Source organism: bacterium, assembly GCA_023230585.1.
In the GTDB taxonomy this organism is placed as follows: domain Bacteria; phylum Ratteibacteria; class UBA8468; order B48-G9; family JAFGKM01; genus JALNXB01.
In genome coordinates this window covers 1-17,570 of the sequence record JALNXB010000026.1, presented here as the reverse complement: position 1 = coordinate 17,570, position 17,570 = coordinate 1, and the positions used below count along the sequence as shown (strand labels likewise).

The 17,570-nt window shown below is 38.5% G+C and carries 8 protein-coding genes; 7 read left to right on the top strand and 1 reads right to left on the bottom strand.

The annotated features are described in order from the left end of the window. The first annotated feature begins 38 nt into the window (after window positions 1–38). From M0P98_05650 to M0P98_05620, 7 genes are all read left to right on the top strand, one after another. Complete coding sequence (locus M0P98_05650) at window positions 39–1,262, top strand: efflux RND transporter periplasmic adaptor subunit (GenBank protein ID MCK9266347.1); 1,224 nt, start codon at window positions 39–41, stop codon at window positions 1,260–1,262. Then, on the top strand, window positions 1,259–4,360 hold the full coding sequence (locus tag M0P98_05645) for an efflux RND transporter permease subunit (protein MCK9266346.1): 3,102 nt from the start codon (window positions 1,259–1,261) through the stop codon (window positions 4,358–4,360). The genes M0P98_05650 and M0P98_05645 overlap by 4 nt, the downstream gene beginning before the upstream one ends. 330 nt (window positions 4,361–4,690) lie before the next feature. Further along, window positions 4,691–5,077: a HEPN domain-containing protein gene (locus M0P98_05640; protein MCK9266345.1), complete on the top strand. Its 387-nt coding sequence runs from the start codon at window positions 4,691–4,693 to the stop codon at window positions 5,075–5,077. Then, window positions 5,062–5,403: a nucleotidyltransferase domain-containing protein gene (locus tag M0P98_05635; GenBank protein MCK9266344.1), complete on the top strand. Its 342-nt coding sequence runs from the start codon at window positions 5,062–5,064 to the stop codon at window positions 5,401–5,403. Before M0P98_05640 ends, M0P98_05635 begins: the two co-directional genes overlap by 16 nt. Before the next feature lie 200 nt (window positions 5,404–5,603). Then, a complete protein-coding gene (locus M0P98_05630; protein MCK9266343.1) occupies window positions 5,604–7,958 on the top strand; it encodes a DEAD/DEAH box helicase family protein in 2,355 nt (784 codons plus the stop codon). Next, window positions 7,955–9,436: a type I restriction-modification system subunit M gene (locus M0P98_05625; GenBank protein ID MCK9266342.1), complete on the top strand. Its 1,482-nt coding sequence runs from the start codon at window positions 7,955–7,957 to the stop codon at window positions 9,434–9,436. The genes M0P98_05630 and M0P98_05625 overlap by 4 nt, the downstream gene beginning before the upstream one ends. Continuing rightward, entirely contained in the window at window positions 9,433–10,863 is a 1,431-nt protein-coding gene (locus tag M0P98_05620; protein ID MCK9266341.1) for a restriction endonuclease subunit S, read from the top strand. Before M0P98_05625 ends, M0P98_05620 begins: the two co-directional genes overlap by 4 nt. A gap of 280 nt (window positions 10,864–11,143) precedes the next feature. On the opposite strand, the gene M0P98_05615 is transcribed toward M0P98_05620, so the two are convergent. Further along, the gene (locus M0P98_05615; GenBank protein ID MCK9266340.1) at window positions 11,144–17,296 is read right to left on the bottom strand and encodes an MG2 domain-containing protein; all 6,153 of its coding nucleotides are present in this window, start codon (window positions 17,294–17,296) and stop codon (window positions 11,144–11,146) included. Between the last annotated feature and the right edge of the window lie 274 nt (window positions 17,297–17,570).

Sequence of the window (17,570 nt, the reverse complement as noted above, 5' to 3'; positions counted from 1 at the left end):
AAAAATATTGTTTTAAAAATTACAACGGGAGTTTAATAATGAAAAAGAATGTCATAACAGCCGTTCTGCTTATTTTTGTTGCTCTATTTGGTTGGCAAATCTATCAAAGTGTTTCCCAAAAAACAAAATCATCAGAACAAAAGCGTGAAAGACCTGCAATAGCTGTTGAAGTAGCACCTATCACAAAAACAACAATCAGAGAGGTAAGACAGTTTAGCGGTACCCTTACACCTCAATCTCAATTTGTTCTTGCACCTAAAATCTCTGGACGACTTGAACAATTAACAGTTGATATTGGTGACAAAGTTCAGAAAGGACAACTGATTGCAAGGTTAGATAGTAGAGAATACTATCAAGACGTAGAACAAGCAAAAGCTGATTTAGAAGTAACAAAAGCAAATGTTTTAGAATGCAAGAGCACCATAGAAACCACAAAACGAGAACTTGAAAGAGCAAAAATTCTAAGAGAAAAAAAGATAGCATCAGAATCTGAACTTGATAAAGCAGAATCGGCTTACAAAGTTGCAGAAGCAAAATACAAGGTAGCCATTGCTCAGGTAAAACAGAAAGAAGAATCTCTAAAAAACGCACAAATAAAACTTTCTTATACAGAGGTAAGGGCTGTGTGGGATGGAGAGAACAATGTTAGGTTGGTTGGAGAACGTTATGTAAACGAAGGAGATATGCTTAGTGCCAATGCTTCAATTATATCTTTAATAGATAACGATTCTTTGACTGGTGTGATATATATTACGGAAGAAAGTTATTCCAGCATCCATATTGGGCAACCTGTTGTTATTACTACCGATGCCCACCCAGGTAAAGAGTTTTCAGGTAAAATTTCACGTATCTCTCCTACATTACAAGAAACTACTCGTTCTGCCCGTATTGAAGTAACTGTTGCTAACCATAATCATCTACTTAAATCTGGAGTTTTTGTAAAAGCAGAGATAGAACTTGCTCGGCATACTGGGGCAACTGTTGTACCTTTTGCTTCAATATTAACAAGAGATGAAAAAGAAGGTGTTTTTCTTGTTGATTTAGAAGAGAAAAAAGCAAAATTTGTGCCAGTTAAAACAGGTATTGTCAACACCGAAGATGTGGAAATCCTTCAGCCACAAATTGATGGGTATGTGGTTACCTTAGGGCAACATCTTCTGGACGACGGCTCCCCTATTGTTTTGCCTGAAGAAAGGTTTAGTACACCAAAAGAAGAGAACCAGCCTTCTGGTGAACCTAACCACTCTGGAGGGAATCGATGAACATATCTCAATTTTCTGTTAGGCGCCCTTTACTAACAACTATGGTTGCTCTTATTGTAATTATTATAGGAAGCGTCGCTTTGAAAAGGCTTCCTATAGACCTTATGCCTGATATTACTTACCCTACTATAAGTATAACGGCTACTTATGAGAATGCCAGCCCTGAAGAGATAGAAGAACTTGTTACACGCCCTATAGAAGAAGCAATGAGTGCTGTGCCTGGAGTTGAAGAAGTCTCTTCAAATTCTTCGGAAGGGCGCAGTAGAGTTAGGGTGCTATTCTCATGGGGGACAGATTTAGATACTGCTTCAAATGATGTTAGAGACCGTCTTGATAGAATTATTTCTCGGTTACCAGAAGATATGGATAGGCCAACTTTGAGAAAGTTTGACCCTTCCAGTATGCCTATAGTAATGTTAGGCGCATCCAGTAACCTTGACCCGATAGAGTTACGAAGAATTATAGACGAACAGATAAAGTACAGAATAGAACGTGTGCCGGGAGTAGCCGCACTGGATATATACGGTGGTCGTACTCGTGAGATAAGAGTAAGTCTTAATTCTGGAAAAATTAAAGCGTTAAACCTTCCTTTAAACAAAATTATTTCCTCTATTTCAGAAAGTAACGTTGTTCTTCCTGCTGGTGCGGTTGAACGTGGTTACCAAGATGTTATAGTTAGAACTCCTGGCGAATATGTTACCGTTGAAGAGATTGCTAATACTGTGGTTGCAAAACTTGAGGATGTTCCTATTAGATTAAAGGATATTGCCTCTGTAAAAGATACCTCACAAAAAGTTACTCGAGCTGTCCGTGTCAATGGTCGCCCTGGAATAAACCTCTCTGTTACAAAACAGTCTGGTAAAAATACGGTTGAGGTTGCAAAGAATGTTCTTGCAGAAGTAGAAAAGATTAACGAAGATATGCCTCAGATACGGCTTGTGCCTATTGTAGATTCATCAAGTTATATTAAAAGGTCTATCTCTTCAGTTGGGACATCTGCCTTATACGGTGGTCTATTTGCTGTTCTTGTACTACTCTTTTTTCTACGTAACTTTAGAAGTACAGCAATTGTTGCTGTCGCTATTCCCATCTCTATTGTAGCGGCTTTTGGTCTTATATATTTTTCAGGATTTACTCTCAATATAATGACATTAGGCGGACTTGCATTGGGGGTAGGTATGCTTGTAGATAACGCTATTGTGGTTTTAGAAAATATTTATCGTCTACGTGAAGATGGGCTTAGTCAAGAAGAATCTGCTGTGGCAGGTAGCCAAGAGGTTGCTTCTGCTGTTGTTGCAAGCACTCTTACAACAGTAGTAGTGTTCCTTCCTCTGGTCTTTATGAGAGGAATGGCAGGGGTTATGTTTAAACAACTTGCTATGGTAGTAAGTTTTGCTTTACTCTGTTCCCTTGCTGTTGCTTTGACATTGATTCCAATGTTTTCCTCAAAATTTCTACAACTTGAAGACGAGAAATCCTTTACTGGCGAAAATCTTTTACATAAATTATACAGGGCTATAGGTAAGGTGCTTACCGAGATGGAAGAACTGTATAAAAAAATGCTTAAACATGCTCTTACTCATTGTTGGGTTGTTCTTATAACTGTTTTTATTGTACTTGTTGTAAGTGTTGGGGTTGGGCTTATGATAGGTAGAGAACTTGTTCCTCAAAGCGATGAAGGAGAAGTTAGGATAACAGGAGAGATGGAAGTAGGTACCAAACTGGCTGTAGTTGATGAACAATTTAAGAAAATTGAAACAGTTGTTGACAAAGAAATTCCAGAAATGGAAAACAAAATAACAACTGTAGGCGGTTCTGGTTGGACGTCAGGGTCCCATACGGGGCAGTTAAGAATCTCTTTAAAGGGTAGGGGACAAAGAAAACGTTCCAGTGAAAAGATTGCTTCAGATATACGGCAACAACTATCTCATATTCCTGGTATGATTGTTAGAACTCGTGCTGGGACCGGTATGTTCACAAGGATGCTAATGAGAGGAGCAGGCACCGCAGATAGAGTTCAAGTAGAGATTCGCGGGTATGACCTTACCACAGCTGATAACCTTGCTTCCCAAGTAAAAAAAATGGTAGAAGGTGTTGATGGAGTTACCGACGCACAAGTTAGCAGAGAAACAGGTATACCCGAACAACTTATACTGGTTAATAGACTTAAAGCGGCAGATTTGGGTTTTAATGTGTCACAAGTTGCAGATATGCTTCGGATATCTTTAGGTGGTAGCACTGCTGGTTATTTTAGGGAGGGTGGTAGCGAGCACCGTATATTTGTTCAACTGGAAGATGCCGATAAAATGAGTATGGAAGATATACTTAACCTTTCTCTTGTCAACAATTATGGGCAATCTGTATCTTTAAGAAACCTTGTTGATATGAAACCCCATTCAGGTCCTGTAACAATAGAAAGAAAAAGCCAAGAACGTATTGTTACAGTATCTGCCAATACAAGTGACAGAGATATGAGTCTTATTATTAAAGATGTGCAGAACGGACTACAGTCTATACCTGTTCCAGGCGATTTTTCTATGGCACTTACAGGTGAATATGAAGAACAGCAGGAGGCTTTTAGAGAACTTGTAGGTGTATTTATACTTGCCTTACTTTTAGTATATATGGTTATGGTTTCTCTATATGAATCTTTGAGAGATCCGTTTGTGGTTATGTTTTCTATACCTCCTGCAGCTATAGGGGTTGTGTGGTTACTATTTCTAACAGGGACAACCTTTAACATACAATCCTTTATAGGATGTATTATGTTAGGCGGGATTGTTGTCAACAACGCTATAGTTTTAGTTGACCATATAATTCTTTTACGTCGTAGAGACAACTTTCTACTCAAAGACGCTATAGAAGAAGCAGGACGCAGACGTTTAAGACCAATTCTTATGACCTCGTTCACAACCATTCTTGCATTAATACCTATGGCACTTGGTTTTGGAGAAGGTGGCGAGTTTCAGGCGCCTCTTGCAAGAGCAGTTATAGGAGGACTTTTAAGCGCTACTTTTATAACTCTGTTTGTTGTCCCCGTTGTATATTATCTTTTTGAAAGACGTATAGCAAGAAGAGCAGGGGACACAACCGCTTAATTTTCCTGTATTCTCCTCTCCCCCAAGGGTAGAAGACAAAAGCACCGGCAATTCCACACACACTCTCCTCTCCCATTGGGGGAGAGGATGTAAGGTGAGGGGGTCTTTTGCCTTTGTCGTTATATCTTCCGTTTTTCCTCGCCTGTTAACAGCCCCCTCATCCCTGCCCTTCTCCCCCAAGGGTAGAAGGCATATCTTTGGGAATGTCATCCAGAACTTGTTTCAGGATCTTTCACTTAATCCACGTCACAGGAGTACCAGAGAGAGTAAATAACACCACTTACGCCTTTCTTTTTTGCTTTAATAATATCAATATGCTAAAATTCTTATATGAATTTTGACATAGAAAAAACCATACAGTATTGGGTAGAAGGTGCCGACTATGATTTTTCTGTTGCTCAAAGTTTATATGAAAAAGAGAAGTATCCTTACGCTTTGTTTTTTGGACATCTTGCTCTCGAAAAAATCTTAAAAGCAGTTTATGTGAAAAACAGAAAAAAACACGCCCCTTTTACTCATTCCCTACCTCAGTTGGCAGAAAAAACTGGATTAAAATTTCCGAAGAATATTTTAACAAAATTGAGTGAATTTATGGAATTTTATTTTCAATCCAGATACCCTGATGAACAGAAACTTTTTCACAAAAAGTGTACAAAAAAATATACGTTGGAACAATTAAAAGAAATTGAAAGGGTTTTTAAATGGTTAAAAAAGTAAAACCTGTAATAGAAAAATCAATTATTGAAAAAATTAATAAGTTTGTAGAAAGGGTAAAAAAAGAAGGTATAAGAATAGATAAAATTATTCTATATGGTTCTTATGCCTCTACTACTCCTAATAAAGATAGCGATATTGATGTGGCAATAATTTCAAAAGATTTTGGGAAAGATACCGTTGAAGAAGGTATGTTTTTATTTAAGGTGGCAGGAGAGATAGATTCCAGAATTGAACCAGTTCCTCTTTCTGTAAAAGCATACAAAGAGAATACTTGGATACCACTAATATATGAGATACGCACCAAAGGGATTGAGATTGATTTGTGAAAAACTACCTCCCCATCCTCTTTTCTATTAGTTTGTCATTGCGAGCCGTGTTTTGGCGTGGCAATCTCTCTTTTATGCCAAGTTTTTGAGAAACTACTGGTTAAGTGATATAATAAACTTTAAAACTCCTTGCTGACAAAAAACAGCAAAGCAGACAGCAAACAAATAGGGAGAGGTAATTTGTGATTCCAAAAAAACAGATGACCGAAGAAGATATTAAACTTCGATATATCACTCCAGCAATTACAGCAAAATGGAGTTTCAACCATATTACTATGGAAACTAAAATTACCGACGGTAGAATAAACCTTAAAGGTAACTTAGTAAATCGCGAAGACCCCAAAAAAGCCGATTATATTCTATACATAAACCCAAACAACCCTATTGCTATCGTTGAAGCAAAAGACAACAAACATACCGTATCTTACGGGCTACAACAAGCCATAACTTACGCTCAGATGCTTGATGTTCCTTTTGCTTACAGTTCCAACGGTGACGCTTTTTATGAACACGATTTTTTAACAGGAAAAGAACGAGAAATTCCTTTATCCCAATTTCCCTCTCCCTATGAACTAATAGATAGATACTATGCTGCAAAACAACTGACGGACAGAGAAAAAGATATTATCTCTCAGCCATACTACACAAACCCAAACATTTACGCTCCTCGTTACTACCAACGCAACGCAGTCAACCGCACCGTAGATGCCATCGCAAAAGGAGAAGATCGTCTTTTACTGGTTATGGCAACAGGAACAGGTAAAACCTACACAGCATTTCAAATAGTTTATCGGTTACTTAAAAGTGGTATGAAGAAAAAAGTGTTATACCTTGCTGACAGAAACATTCTTGTTGACCAATCTATTCAGCAGGATTTTGCGCCACTTAAAAAGGTGATTCATAAAATTAATTTTGCTAAAGATAACCCAACTACTATAACATCTTACGAGGTCTATTTTTCCCTATATCACCAACTAACCGACCGCAAAGAAGATGAAACTGAGAAAGCTGAATATGAAATTGATAAAGCCGAAGACGAAACTGTAAGACGTTTAACTACCCTATTTCGTAAAGATTTTTTTGACCTTATAATAGTTGATGAGTGCCATAGAGGTTCAGCAAAGAAAGATAGCAACTGGCGTAAAATACTTGACTACTTCTCTTCAGCTACTCAAATCGGTATGACTGCTACCCCTAAGGAAACAAAATATATTTCTAATATAGATTATTTTGGTGGACCAATTTATACATACAGTTTACGGGAAGGTATTGAGGACGGTTTTCTTGCTCCGTTTAGGGTAATCAATATCCGTACCAACATAGGCGAAGGTTGGCGTCCGTATAAAGGACAACTTGATAAAAACGGGCAGGAGATTGAAGATCGCATCTATTCCAACAGCGATTTTGACTACAACATCATACTTGAAGACCGCACAGAAGAGGTAGCAAAAGAGATTACAACGTACCTTAAAAGCGTAGGACGGATGGATAAGACCATTGTTTTCTGTGCTACCGAAGACCACGCTGAACGTATGAGGGTAGCACTGATAAACCTCAATTCCGATATGGTTAAAAAGAACTCCGATTACATTGTTCGTATAACAGGAAGCGACGACTACGGTAAAAGAAAACTGAACCATTTTATTTCGGTTGCACCAAAATACCCTGTAATCGCTACCACCTCAAAACTACTTTCTACTGGAGTTGACTGCAAAATGATTAAGTTGATTGTACTTGACCAGATGATAGGTTCTATGACCGAATTTAAACAGATTATCGGTCGTGGCACCCGTATCCGTGAACAAGACGGAAAAACACACTTTACAGTTATGGATTTCCGTAACGTAACACGCCTGTTTGCAGACCCTGACTGGGACGGACCCATAGAGCAGGACGATTATTATAGTAAAGATAATCCTCCCGGTATTTCTGAAGACGATACTGATATTATTTACGGTGATGAGGTAGCACCCAAAGAAAAACCAATTGTTGATGAAAACGGTTGCCCGGTTGAAATTATAGGCAAGACCGTTTCTATTTATGATACAAACGGCAAACTCTTACGGCAGGAAAACATTGTTGACTACACAAAATCCAACATACTTGGCAGATACGCTTCTTTGGACAATTTTATCCATCAATGGTCTTCTGAGAAGAAGAAAGAAAGCATTAAAAATCTTCTATTGGAACGTGGTATCAACCTTGAAAGTATGAAAGCAGACCAGAACTTATCTGATGTAGATGATTTTGATTTTATCTGCTACGTAGCTTTTGGTAAGAAACCATTGACACGCCAAGAACGTGCAAACAATGTCAAGAAACGTGATTTTTTAAGCAAATATAGCGGTGTTGCTCGTGAGGTTTTAGAAGCGCTACTGGACAAATATATGAATACCGGTATCTATGAGATTGAAAAGACAGAGGTATTAAAACTCTACCCGTTCCAAAAGTTTGGTAACCCCGCAAGGATTACGGACTTCTTTGGAGGTAAAAGCGGGTACCTTCAAGCGGTCAAAGAATTAGAAGGAGAACTATATAAGGCGGTTAATATATGAAAAACCTATCAAATTTTGTCAAAAGACTCCGAGACATTATGCGTAACGACGCTGGTATCAACGGTGATGCACAACGTATAGAACAGATTACCTGGATGCTATTTTTAAAGGTGTACGATTCTAAGGAAGAAGAATGGGAAATAATGGAAGACAACTACCAATCTATTATTCCAGAAGAGTGCCGTTGGAACAACTGGGCAGTAGACGATAAAAGCGGAAACGCTAAAACAGGAGATACTCTGCTACACTTTGTCAATAACACACTCTTTCCTACACTAAAAAAATTAGATGTTACCCCCAACACCCCTATTAAGAAATCTATTGTCAAGACCACCTTCGAAGACGCCAACAACTATATGAAAGACGGAGTTTTACTTCGTCAGGTCATAAACATTATTGACGAACTTGATTTAAGCGACTACCAAGAGAGCCACGCATTTAGCGAGATATACGAATCTATCCTTCGCGAATTACAGAGTGCTGGTTCTTCTGGTGAGTTTTACACACCTCGCGCTGTAACAGAGTTTATGGCAAAAACTATTCAACCTAAAATCGGTGAGAAGATGGCTGATTTTGCTTGCGGTACAGGCGGCTTTATAACAAGTTGGCTTAAAGAACTTGAACCACAGATTAAAACCACAACCGACCGGTCAAAATACTCTAACTCTATTTACGGTATTGAGAAAAAACAGTTCCCGTATATGCTCTGTATCACCAATATGTTGCTACACGGTTTAGATGTGCCAACGATATACCATAACAACTCCCTATTGAGAGACGTGCTGGACTACACAGAAAAAGATAAATTTGACGTTATTCTTATGAACCCGCCTTACGGTGGAAGTGAAAGGGCAGACGTTAAAAACCATTTTCCATCCGACCTTGCCAGCAGCGAAACAGCCGATCTTTTTATGTCAGTAATAATGTACAGATTAAAGAAAAACGGTCGTGCCGCTGTTATCCTTCCAGACGGTTTCTTGTTTGGCACAGATAACGCTAAAATAAATATCAAGAAAAAACTTCTCTCAGAATTTAACTTACACACTATTATCCGTATGCCAAACAGCGTATTTGCTCCATATACATCTATCACCACCAACATCCTATTTTTTGACCATACAAAACCAACTTCAGAAATATGGTTCTACCGTCTGGATATGCCTAAAGGGTACAAGAATTTTTCTAAAACAAAACCTATGAAACTGGAACATTTTAACCCTGTTTTTAAGTGGTGGGAAAATCGGCAGGAGATAAATATTGACGGTTTTGATAAAGCAAAAAAATATAAAGTTGAACAACTTATAGAAGAATTTGGTTACAACCTTGACCTTTGCGGTTATCCCCATATAGAAGAAGAAATCCTTAACCCAATGGATTTGATTCAAAAATATGAGGAGAAACGGGCATCCCTAAATAGAGAGATAGACCTTGTACTTGATGAAATTACCACCATCCTTGGGGGCGAGAAGAAAAAATGACACCACAGGAATTGAAAAACAGTATTTTGCAGATGGCAATAGAAGGTAAACTTGTAGAGCAACGTCTTGATGAAGGCACAGGGGAATATACTCTAAATAAACATGGCTTTGATGTTGCCAACCCTCCTTTTCAGATACCAGACACTTGGAAATGGCAAGTATTGGGAAGTTGCTGTGAAATGTATACTGGAAATAGCATTTCAGCAAGTGAGAAAAAAGCTAAGTATGTTGGACTTACTGACGGATATGATTATATCGCTACAAAAAACATATCTTTTGAGCAGAAAATAGAATACGATAACGGCGTCCGTATTCCTTTCGAAAACTCTTTTAAGCGAGCATATAAAAACTCTATTTTGATGTGTATCGAAGGTGGTAGTGCTGGTAGAAAAATTGGAATTCTTGATAGAGATGTATGTTTTGGCAATAAACTATGTATGTTTCAAGCCCATGGTATACTTAACATTTTTCTATTTTATTATTTGCAAAGTGTCGAGTTTAAAAAACTGTTTTCCGAAAATATGACTGGTATAATTGGTGGTGTTAGTATTAAGAAATTAAAAGAAACGCTCATCCCCTTACCGCCACTTGCAGAGCAGAAACGGATAGTTGCTAAAATTGAAGAACTACTACCTTATATTGATAAATATGAACAGGCATATACCAAACTTGAAACCCTTAACAATAATTTTCCAACCGATATGCAAAAATCCATCCTCCAATATGCCATAGAAGGTAAACTTGTAGAGCAACGTCTTGATGAAGGCACAGGAGAAAAACTATACAAAGAGATACGAACCGAAAAGAGGCGTCTTATCAAAGAAGGTAAAATAAAAAAAGAAAAACCTTTACCCGAAATATCAGAGGAAGAAAAACCGTTTGATATCCCAGAAAGTTGGATGTGGGCAAGGTTAGGGGAGTTGGGTAGATACAAAAAGGGTCCTTTTGGAAGTGCTTTAACAAAAAATATTTTTGTTCCCAAGGGAAATGATGCTGTTAAAGTATATGAACAAAAAAACGCTATTCAAAAAAATTCGGAAATCGGCGAATACTATATTAAAAGAGCTTATTTTGAAAGCAAGATGTCTGGGTTTGAAGTTTACCCAGGTGATATAATTGTTAGCTGTGCTGGCACCATTGGAGAAACCTACGTTTTACCAGAAAATATCGAACAGGGTATTATTAATCAGGCGTTAATGCGTATGCAACTATTTCAGCCGATTTATAAACCATACTTTCTTGTGTTTTTTGATGTTGTCTTAAAACAAGATGCTCGCTCTGCCAGCAAAGGTTCAGCAATTAAAAATATACCACCATTTAAGGTTTTTAAAAATTATCTTTTCCCCTTACCGCCACTTGCAGAGCAGAAACGGATAGTTGCTCAGTTGGAGAAAATTCTGCCTTTATGCGAAAACCTAAAAAAATAACATCTATATTCTCCTCCCCTCAAGGGTAGAAGACAAAAGAGGGCGCATTCCTTTTCTCTACACTTGACTAATACGAAGGTCCGACCTTCGTAAAGAGTTAGATACATACAAGGAAAGGTAGATGTCACGAAGGTCGGACCTTCGTGACCGTAGTCCCTGAGTGAGTAAATAACACCCCATATCGACTGCAAACCCCCGAGGATTGCTCCGCTACCGTTTACTAAATAGCCTTAAGTTCTGCAAACCTCGGGGGTTTGCTTGGGTTTGCTTCATATTCCTTTCAATCCTTTACTTGCAACTTAATCTCATCAGAGTTTGCCTTCAATTCTGGCGCATACATACCGCTTGCTTTTGTAGGTAAAGCACTAAACTTACCTGGAATCTCAGCCCTTATTCTATAACTCAAACTATGAGTTCCACGAGGTAACACACGAGTAAGGAAAGACACCTTCTCATCCCTAAACTCCATATACGCATCCATCTCGTTTCCACCGTAACCGCTCCTTACTTCTACCGGTTCAAAGCCTGCTGGTTTCATATCCTCAAAGATGATATACTCATAGTCATTCTTACTATCTATTTTTAACTCCACCTCTACCAACTCACCACTTTTAAGTGTAGCCAAATCTTTCAACTCTTCCCGTATATATTTTTCTACTTTTTGTTCAAGAACCTGCCCTCTCATACCTTCTGCTTTTATTGTCTTATCTTCTTTCACCAACCGATAGTATTTTCGTTCAACCTTTATTTCAAGCCCAGCTTTCTTTATTGGGTCTTCGAGTGTAAAGTTTGTTAGGTAAGCGTTAAAGTATAGCGGACCTCTTCCTTTTTTAAGAATTTCAAACTTATGTTTTCCAGAAACAACCTCATCTCCTATTAAAACAAGTTTATTATTATAAGTAAATAGGTTATCTTTCTTTATATCAACCTTTCCAACCTCTTTACCAGCAACTTTAATAATAAGGTTCATATCAGGGTCGTCTTCCCCTGTTGCTTTAATATAATCAGAAAACGCCTCTACAACAAGGGCAGTATCTCTTGTGCTGTTCCAATATGTTGCGTGTTTACGGTTATTAAGTAGATATTTAACCAGATAAGGAGGAACTTCTCCTTTAGGGTCTGTTAATACAAGAAGTTTCAGATAATAAGCGTTTGCTTCTATCTCGTTTCCATACCAATACCACCAGTAGTTACCTTCAGGCATTCTCAGGTACGCTGTCTGGTTTTCATTATCAATTACAAGATACTGGTTGATATTTCTAATCAACATATCCCGTTTTTCAATATCCCCTACATTATGTAGAGCCAACCCAAACAACCCTTTACCATAGACACTTAAATTGTTACGGTCTCGGTATAAGAAGTTACGCATATCAATGTTATCAATCTTTTCGTTTACAAGCACCATATATACCAACGCATCAAGGTTATTTGCAGAACCTCTCCATCTAACATTTGTTTTATCTTTTGTATCTTTATTTTTCAGTAGAACAACCTGCTCTTTCTGATAATTATTTAACCATTCCACACCTCTTTCTACTACCCCCGGCACAATACCAACACCGTTTGCCCGAGCAACCTGTAACCCACGAACAACAGTTGCGGTAGTGTGAGGCCAAGATCTTTCTCCCCAACCGCTAAACCAACCCCATCCACCATCAGGGTTTTGCATAGTGGTTAAACGTTCAATCCCTGCTTTAACCATCTGGTTAAGTTGTTCCTCATCAAAAACAGGGTTAGCATCAAACCGTTTCCATTGTTTAGCCCGTTCTTTATCTATACCTATTTCTTGAGCGTTAAGGTTTGTCCGTTTCTCTTCTATATCTTTTAGGTTTAAGCCCATCTGTTTAAGAACTTTTTGGGTAATAACAGAAGGTAAGAACCTGTTAAGGGTGCTTTCTGTAGTTTTGTATGGGTAGTCAGCCATATAAGGTAGAGCGTCAACCATCGCACTTGCAAGAGAAGGGGAGTACCTTACCTCCAACCTTGTCTCTTCAGGGCGTCTTTCTGTTGGCACATAAAACTCAATTCCACCAACTGATTCTTCTGGTCTGATATACCCCGACCAACTCTCTGTCTTTAACATCCCGTGCACATAAACAGGGAAAGATAGTTCCATAGCGTCTGATTCTTCGTTGGTTAGTGCTTTCATTCTTACAACAGCCGTTCCCGGTTGGATAACCTTAAGTCGCCAATCAACCCTTGTTTCGCTGTTACCTTTAATATTAACCTTCTGAGTCATTTTATAACCTTTCATAAGAGATAAACAACCGCCTTCCGTTTCAAGTATAACATCAACTTTTTTTGTTCCTTTAAGGTAATTGTGCACATTTGCTGAAAGAACTACTTCATCTTTTTCTATAAAAAATCTTGGAGATTGTAACCTTATAATAAGGTTTTTTGTTGTAACTATCTCTGATGTTCCTTCGCCTACACGGCTACCTTCACCCATAGCCCATACCCTTGTTTTCCAAGTGGTAAGATTATCTGGCATTTTAACTTCTAACTCTGCTTCTCCGTTATTATCTGTAGTAACAGTAGCAACCCACAAAGCCGTATCTGCAAATTGGCTTCTTACTGACGGCTCAACCAGAGGTGTCTCTTCCTGCGGTTTGCCTAATTTCATTTTAGCATCAAAAGATACCTCACTCATAGGTGCTGCTACTGCGTCTACCTTTGAAAGGTTTCGGCTTAACACTTGTCCTTCTGCCCTTTCTCTCCCCACCACCATACCACCTTTAGCATTAGATAATTCTCCTTTACGTACCCCATCGATTTCAGTCAGATGCCCAAAAACTCCTATATTTAACATAGGTTTATCAGGTATATCGTAACTTCTTTTATTTAGAGATGTTTCAATTGTAGGGTTATGATGTCTTATCCATTTCCAGAAGAACTCCTTTATATCAACAACATTTGTTCCGCCAGATATATATTCAACAGATTTATCATACATAGTTACCACACAACTTCCAGAGTAGGGTTTATCAGAAGCATCTGTTACCTTTAGTTTTATAACCCCTTTTTCACCGGGTTTATACTCTTTGCTTGAGGGCTCAACATATACATTAAGAATTCTGCTTTCTGGGGGTACAACCAACTCTCTCATCTCTTGATATACCTTCCCGTTGCTAACAGTTACCGCTTCAACAAAAAAGTTAGGCATATCCTTTTTTAATACCTCAATCTCTTCTTCGACACTTTTACCTTCCAAAGATAAAATTTTTGGTGGTAGATACACTCCGTTAGAAGGTCTAACAAAGAGAAGCACATAACTGTTGAGACGGTTGGTGTTTATAGCAAGATTAACCTTTTCACCGGGCGAATATTCTGTTTTATCTGGAACCAACTCTATATCTTCAAACCTAAACCCTTCACCTGTAAACCCTTCACCTCTCACACAAAATATATAACCACCTTCAATAGTATGCCCCTTGTTATCTTTAAGAGTATAACTTAAGCGATACTGACCTGCTTGAGACGCTTTCAACTGTTGATAAGTGTTACCTTCAACATTGGTATTCAAGTTCCACTTCATAACCTCTGTTTCTTTTGGTTCACCTTTAGGGTAGGTTACTTTTAATAGACGTAAAACACCTTTACCTTCTACTGGTTTATTATTTAAGGTTCTTGCGCTTACCTCTGCTTTAATAACATCTCCTACCCTGTAATGCCCGCGGTTTGTCCAGAGATACACCTTAAAAGGTTTACGTGCAACCAATATAGTTCCTTGCCCAGTAATAGTTCGACGTGATAGGTCGGTAACCTCAACTGTAATCTCATATCTATGGTCGGTATCTCCCATAAGTTCTTTAGCAGGACTTGTGTCTATCTCAACATTTATTAGTCCGTCTTTACCTATGGGCACCTCTACCTCTGCAACAAGTTCTGGCTGGCTTCTTGGGAAAGGTCTCCACCTGGGTATAGGTCTAAAACACCCCCACTCGTTCCATCTGGGGTACCAAGTATAATCGTACCCTAACCAACCGTACCCTTTACCGTACAACCAGTCCCATCTCAATGGAGGGAACCATTCTGAAGGGTAACTTGTGCGCAACACCTTATATTTTATTTTTCCTTCAGTTACAGGCGCTCCGAAATAGTATTTAGCCTCTATCTTTGCTGTTACCTTTTCTCCCAACATAATCGGTTCAACAGGCGCTGTAACTATAACCTCAAACTCTGGTTTCTTATATTCTTCTACCCTAAATGTTGCATACCCTCTATTGTTAATGTTTACCCTATACACACCGAGAGTAACATCTTTTGCTAAAAGAAATTCTCCATCAATACCCCCAAACTCGTCTGAAGTATACTGCTTTTCAAAGACCTTCTCTCCTTTGGGGTTATCAATACGTACGTTAAAATATTTTCCTGAAAACTCCGATTTTCCTTCTTGGTCATACTTTGCAGTGCCAACCCACCATTTAAACTTTACTACCTGCTCAGGTCTATATACAGGTCTATCGCTCATAAAGTAGTATTTAACCTGATTATATTGGTAATCGTGGTACTTGCTAATCCACATATCTGTAAAACCTAAATAAGCAAACCGTCCACTTTTTGTTGTAGCAGTAACAATCCACTGGTGGTAATTTTCTTGGTCACCAATTTTGGCGAAAACCTGCCCATCTTTATCAGTTAGTTCAGCAAAATGTCTTACATAAATGTCGTATGCCGCTTGACCTGTCTGCCTTCTTTCTTGCCATCGCTGACGGTAGCCAAAAAACTCAAGATTAGCACCTGAAATAGGTTTTCCCGTTTTTGCATCAGCAACAAAATAGTAGACACCATTATCGAGAGGTTTCTTTAAGATAACAGTATCTGATACCCATATAACACTATTGCTTGTGTTCCCGTCTTCCATTTTAGCTGTAAGAAGGTAAGCGCCAGATTTCTGTAATGGGGTTGTTACAGTAATAACCTTATCAAAATGTTTCTCTTTAGGTTGTAGTTTAAGTTCCCAGGATGCAACTTGCTTACCAATATACTCTTTCTGGTTTTTTGTTATTAAACGGTAACCTACATCCTGGATATTCATCTTGTCCCAATCGAGGGTCTTTGGTTTGGATTTAAGATAACTTTTTAAGTCAGCAAGGAGTTTCTGTATATCAACTTCGTAAGCAGTAAAAACAACAGAATGCCCGTTTCTAAACTTATATTCTATAGTTGCACCAGTATCGGCTGACTGAGTTGTTGTTGGTTGAAACTGCCCCCAATTTTTTACAATCTGGTTAAGACGGTTCTCTTTACGTTTATATTGGTCACCATACCTATCAATGCTTTGACGCCAGTAGTCAGCCGCTTTCTCGTATTGCAACCTGTTTTCAAAAATTGTAGCCAACTTATCAAGGGCGTTTCCTGCATGTGTTACATATTTGGCTGATGCAACTTCTTGATAAATTTTTATATAATTATACTCGTCAGGTAGATTAAACCGTTTTATACCTGTAGCAAGCCGAGCAATCGTCTCGTTTTCTTTAAGGGTGTGGACTGCGTAAGGACCACTCTCGTTTTTCTTTGAGTCATCTTCTGAAAACCTAACAAAATACCCTCTATATTCACTCATTGTAGCAACACCAAACTGGTTATGTAGAAAATCTGCCCATTCAGATAAAACACGCCCTTTTAAATCAGGCGAATATTCCATTGCTTGGTTTATACACCATCTATACCTTTCGCCGTCTGTTTCTGCAACCTCCCAACTTTTTGGTATTTTATGGAAAACAGGGCTTCCATCAGGGTTTACAGGTGCACCTCTAAAACCGCCGTATCCGTAGTAACCGTAAAAATAGCCATCCTCATAATCAGGTAAAACATTTAAGTCGGTAAGATATTGTAACCGCCAAGCCTCCTGCCAACCTCTATTAAAAAGTAAGGCTTGAGAAAGAGAAAGGTAAAGACGTCCTAACTGGGAAGAATCTTGTTTTGTCTTTGTCTGGCTTAAACTTTTTTGGATAGCATCAGAGTATAATTGTAACGCTCTTACTCTATCTCTTTCATAAGAATTGACTACTTTTGAAGCCCCTCTATGAGGTCCGCGAACGAATTTACCTGCAATTATAGAACCGTTATGTTCCTGTCCCATATAAAGTTGAGCTGCTTGCTCCAAAAGAAGAAAATTATCCTTATGTATTGATATAACCTTCTCAATAAAATCGTCAAACTCGTTTACTCTGCCAAGTTGATTTAAACATCTAACTGCTTCTCGCATATCATCTGCAACTTTATGTGAATCGTTTTTAGGGTTAAAAGCAAGAGCAGAGAAGACGTCATACGCTTCTTTATAATTGCCACCGCTCATTAAAAGAGAAGCACGCCCTCTATCTTGAAGTTTTTCCTTCTCAGCAGATGCGTTGACTATAAAGAACTTTGAGGCAAACGTACCAACAAAAATTAATATACAGGTGGTAAGGATTTTTAAGTGACGCATATATCCCCCTTTTGTTGAAAGCATAAAGTGAAGTTATATACATTTTATACCAGAATCTATTCTAAAACAAATACAATATACATGCTCTCTATTCACTCGGTGCACGTTTTCTTTTGCCTTCTCCCCCCAATCTGTCATTCCGGAGTTGATCCGGAATCTCGTTTTACTACTTACGTTACGGGGTTAAGTGAGAGGTCCTGAAACAAGTTTAGGAAGGATGACAAAATTGGGCGTTAGGATAGTAAAGTGGGCAGAGAGAAGGCTAATCCGCCTA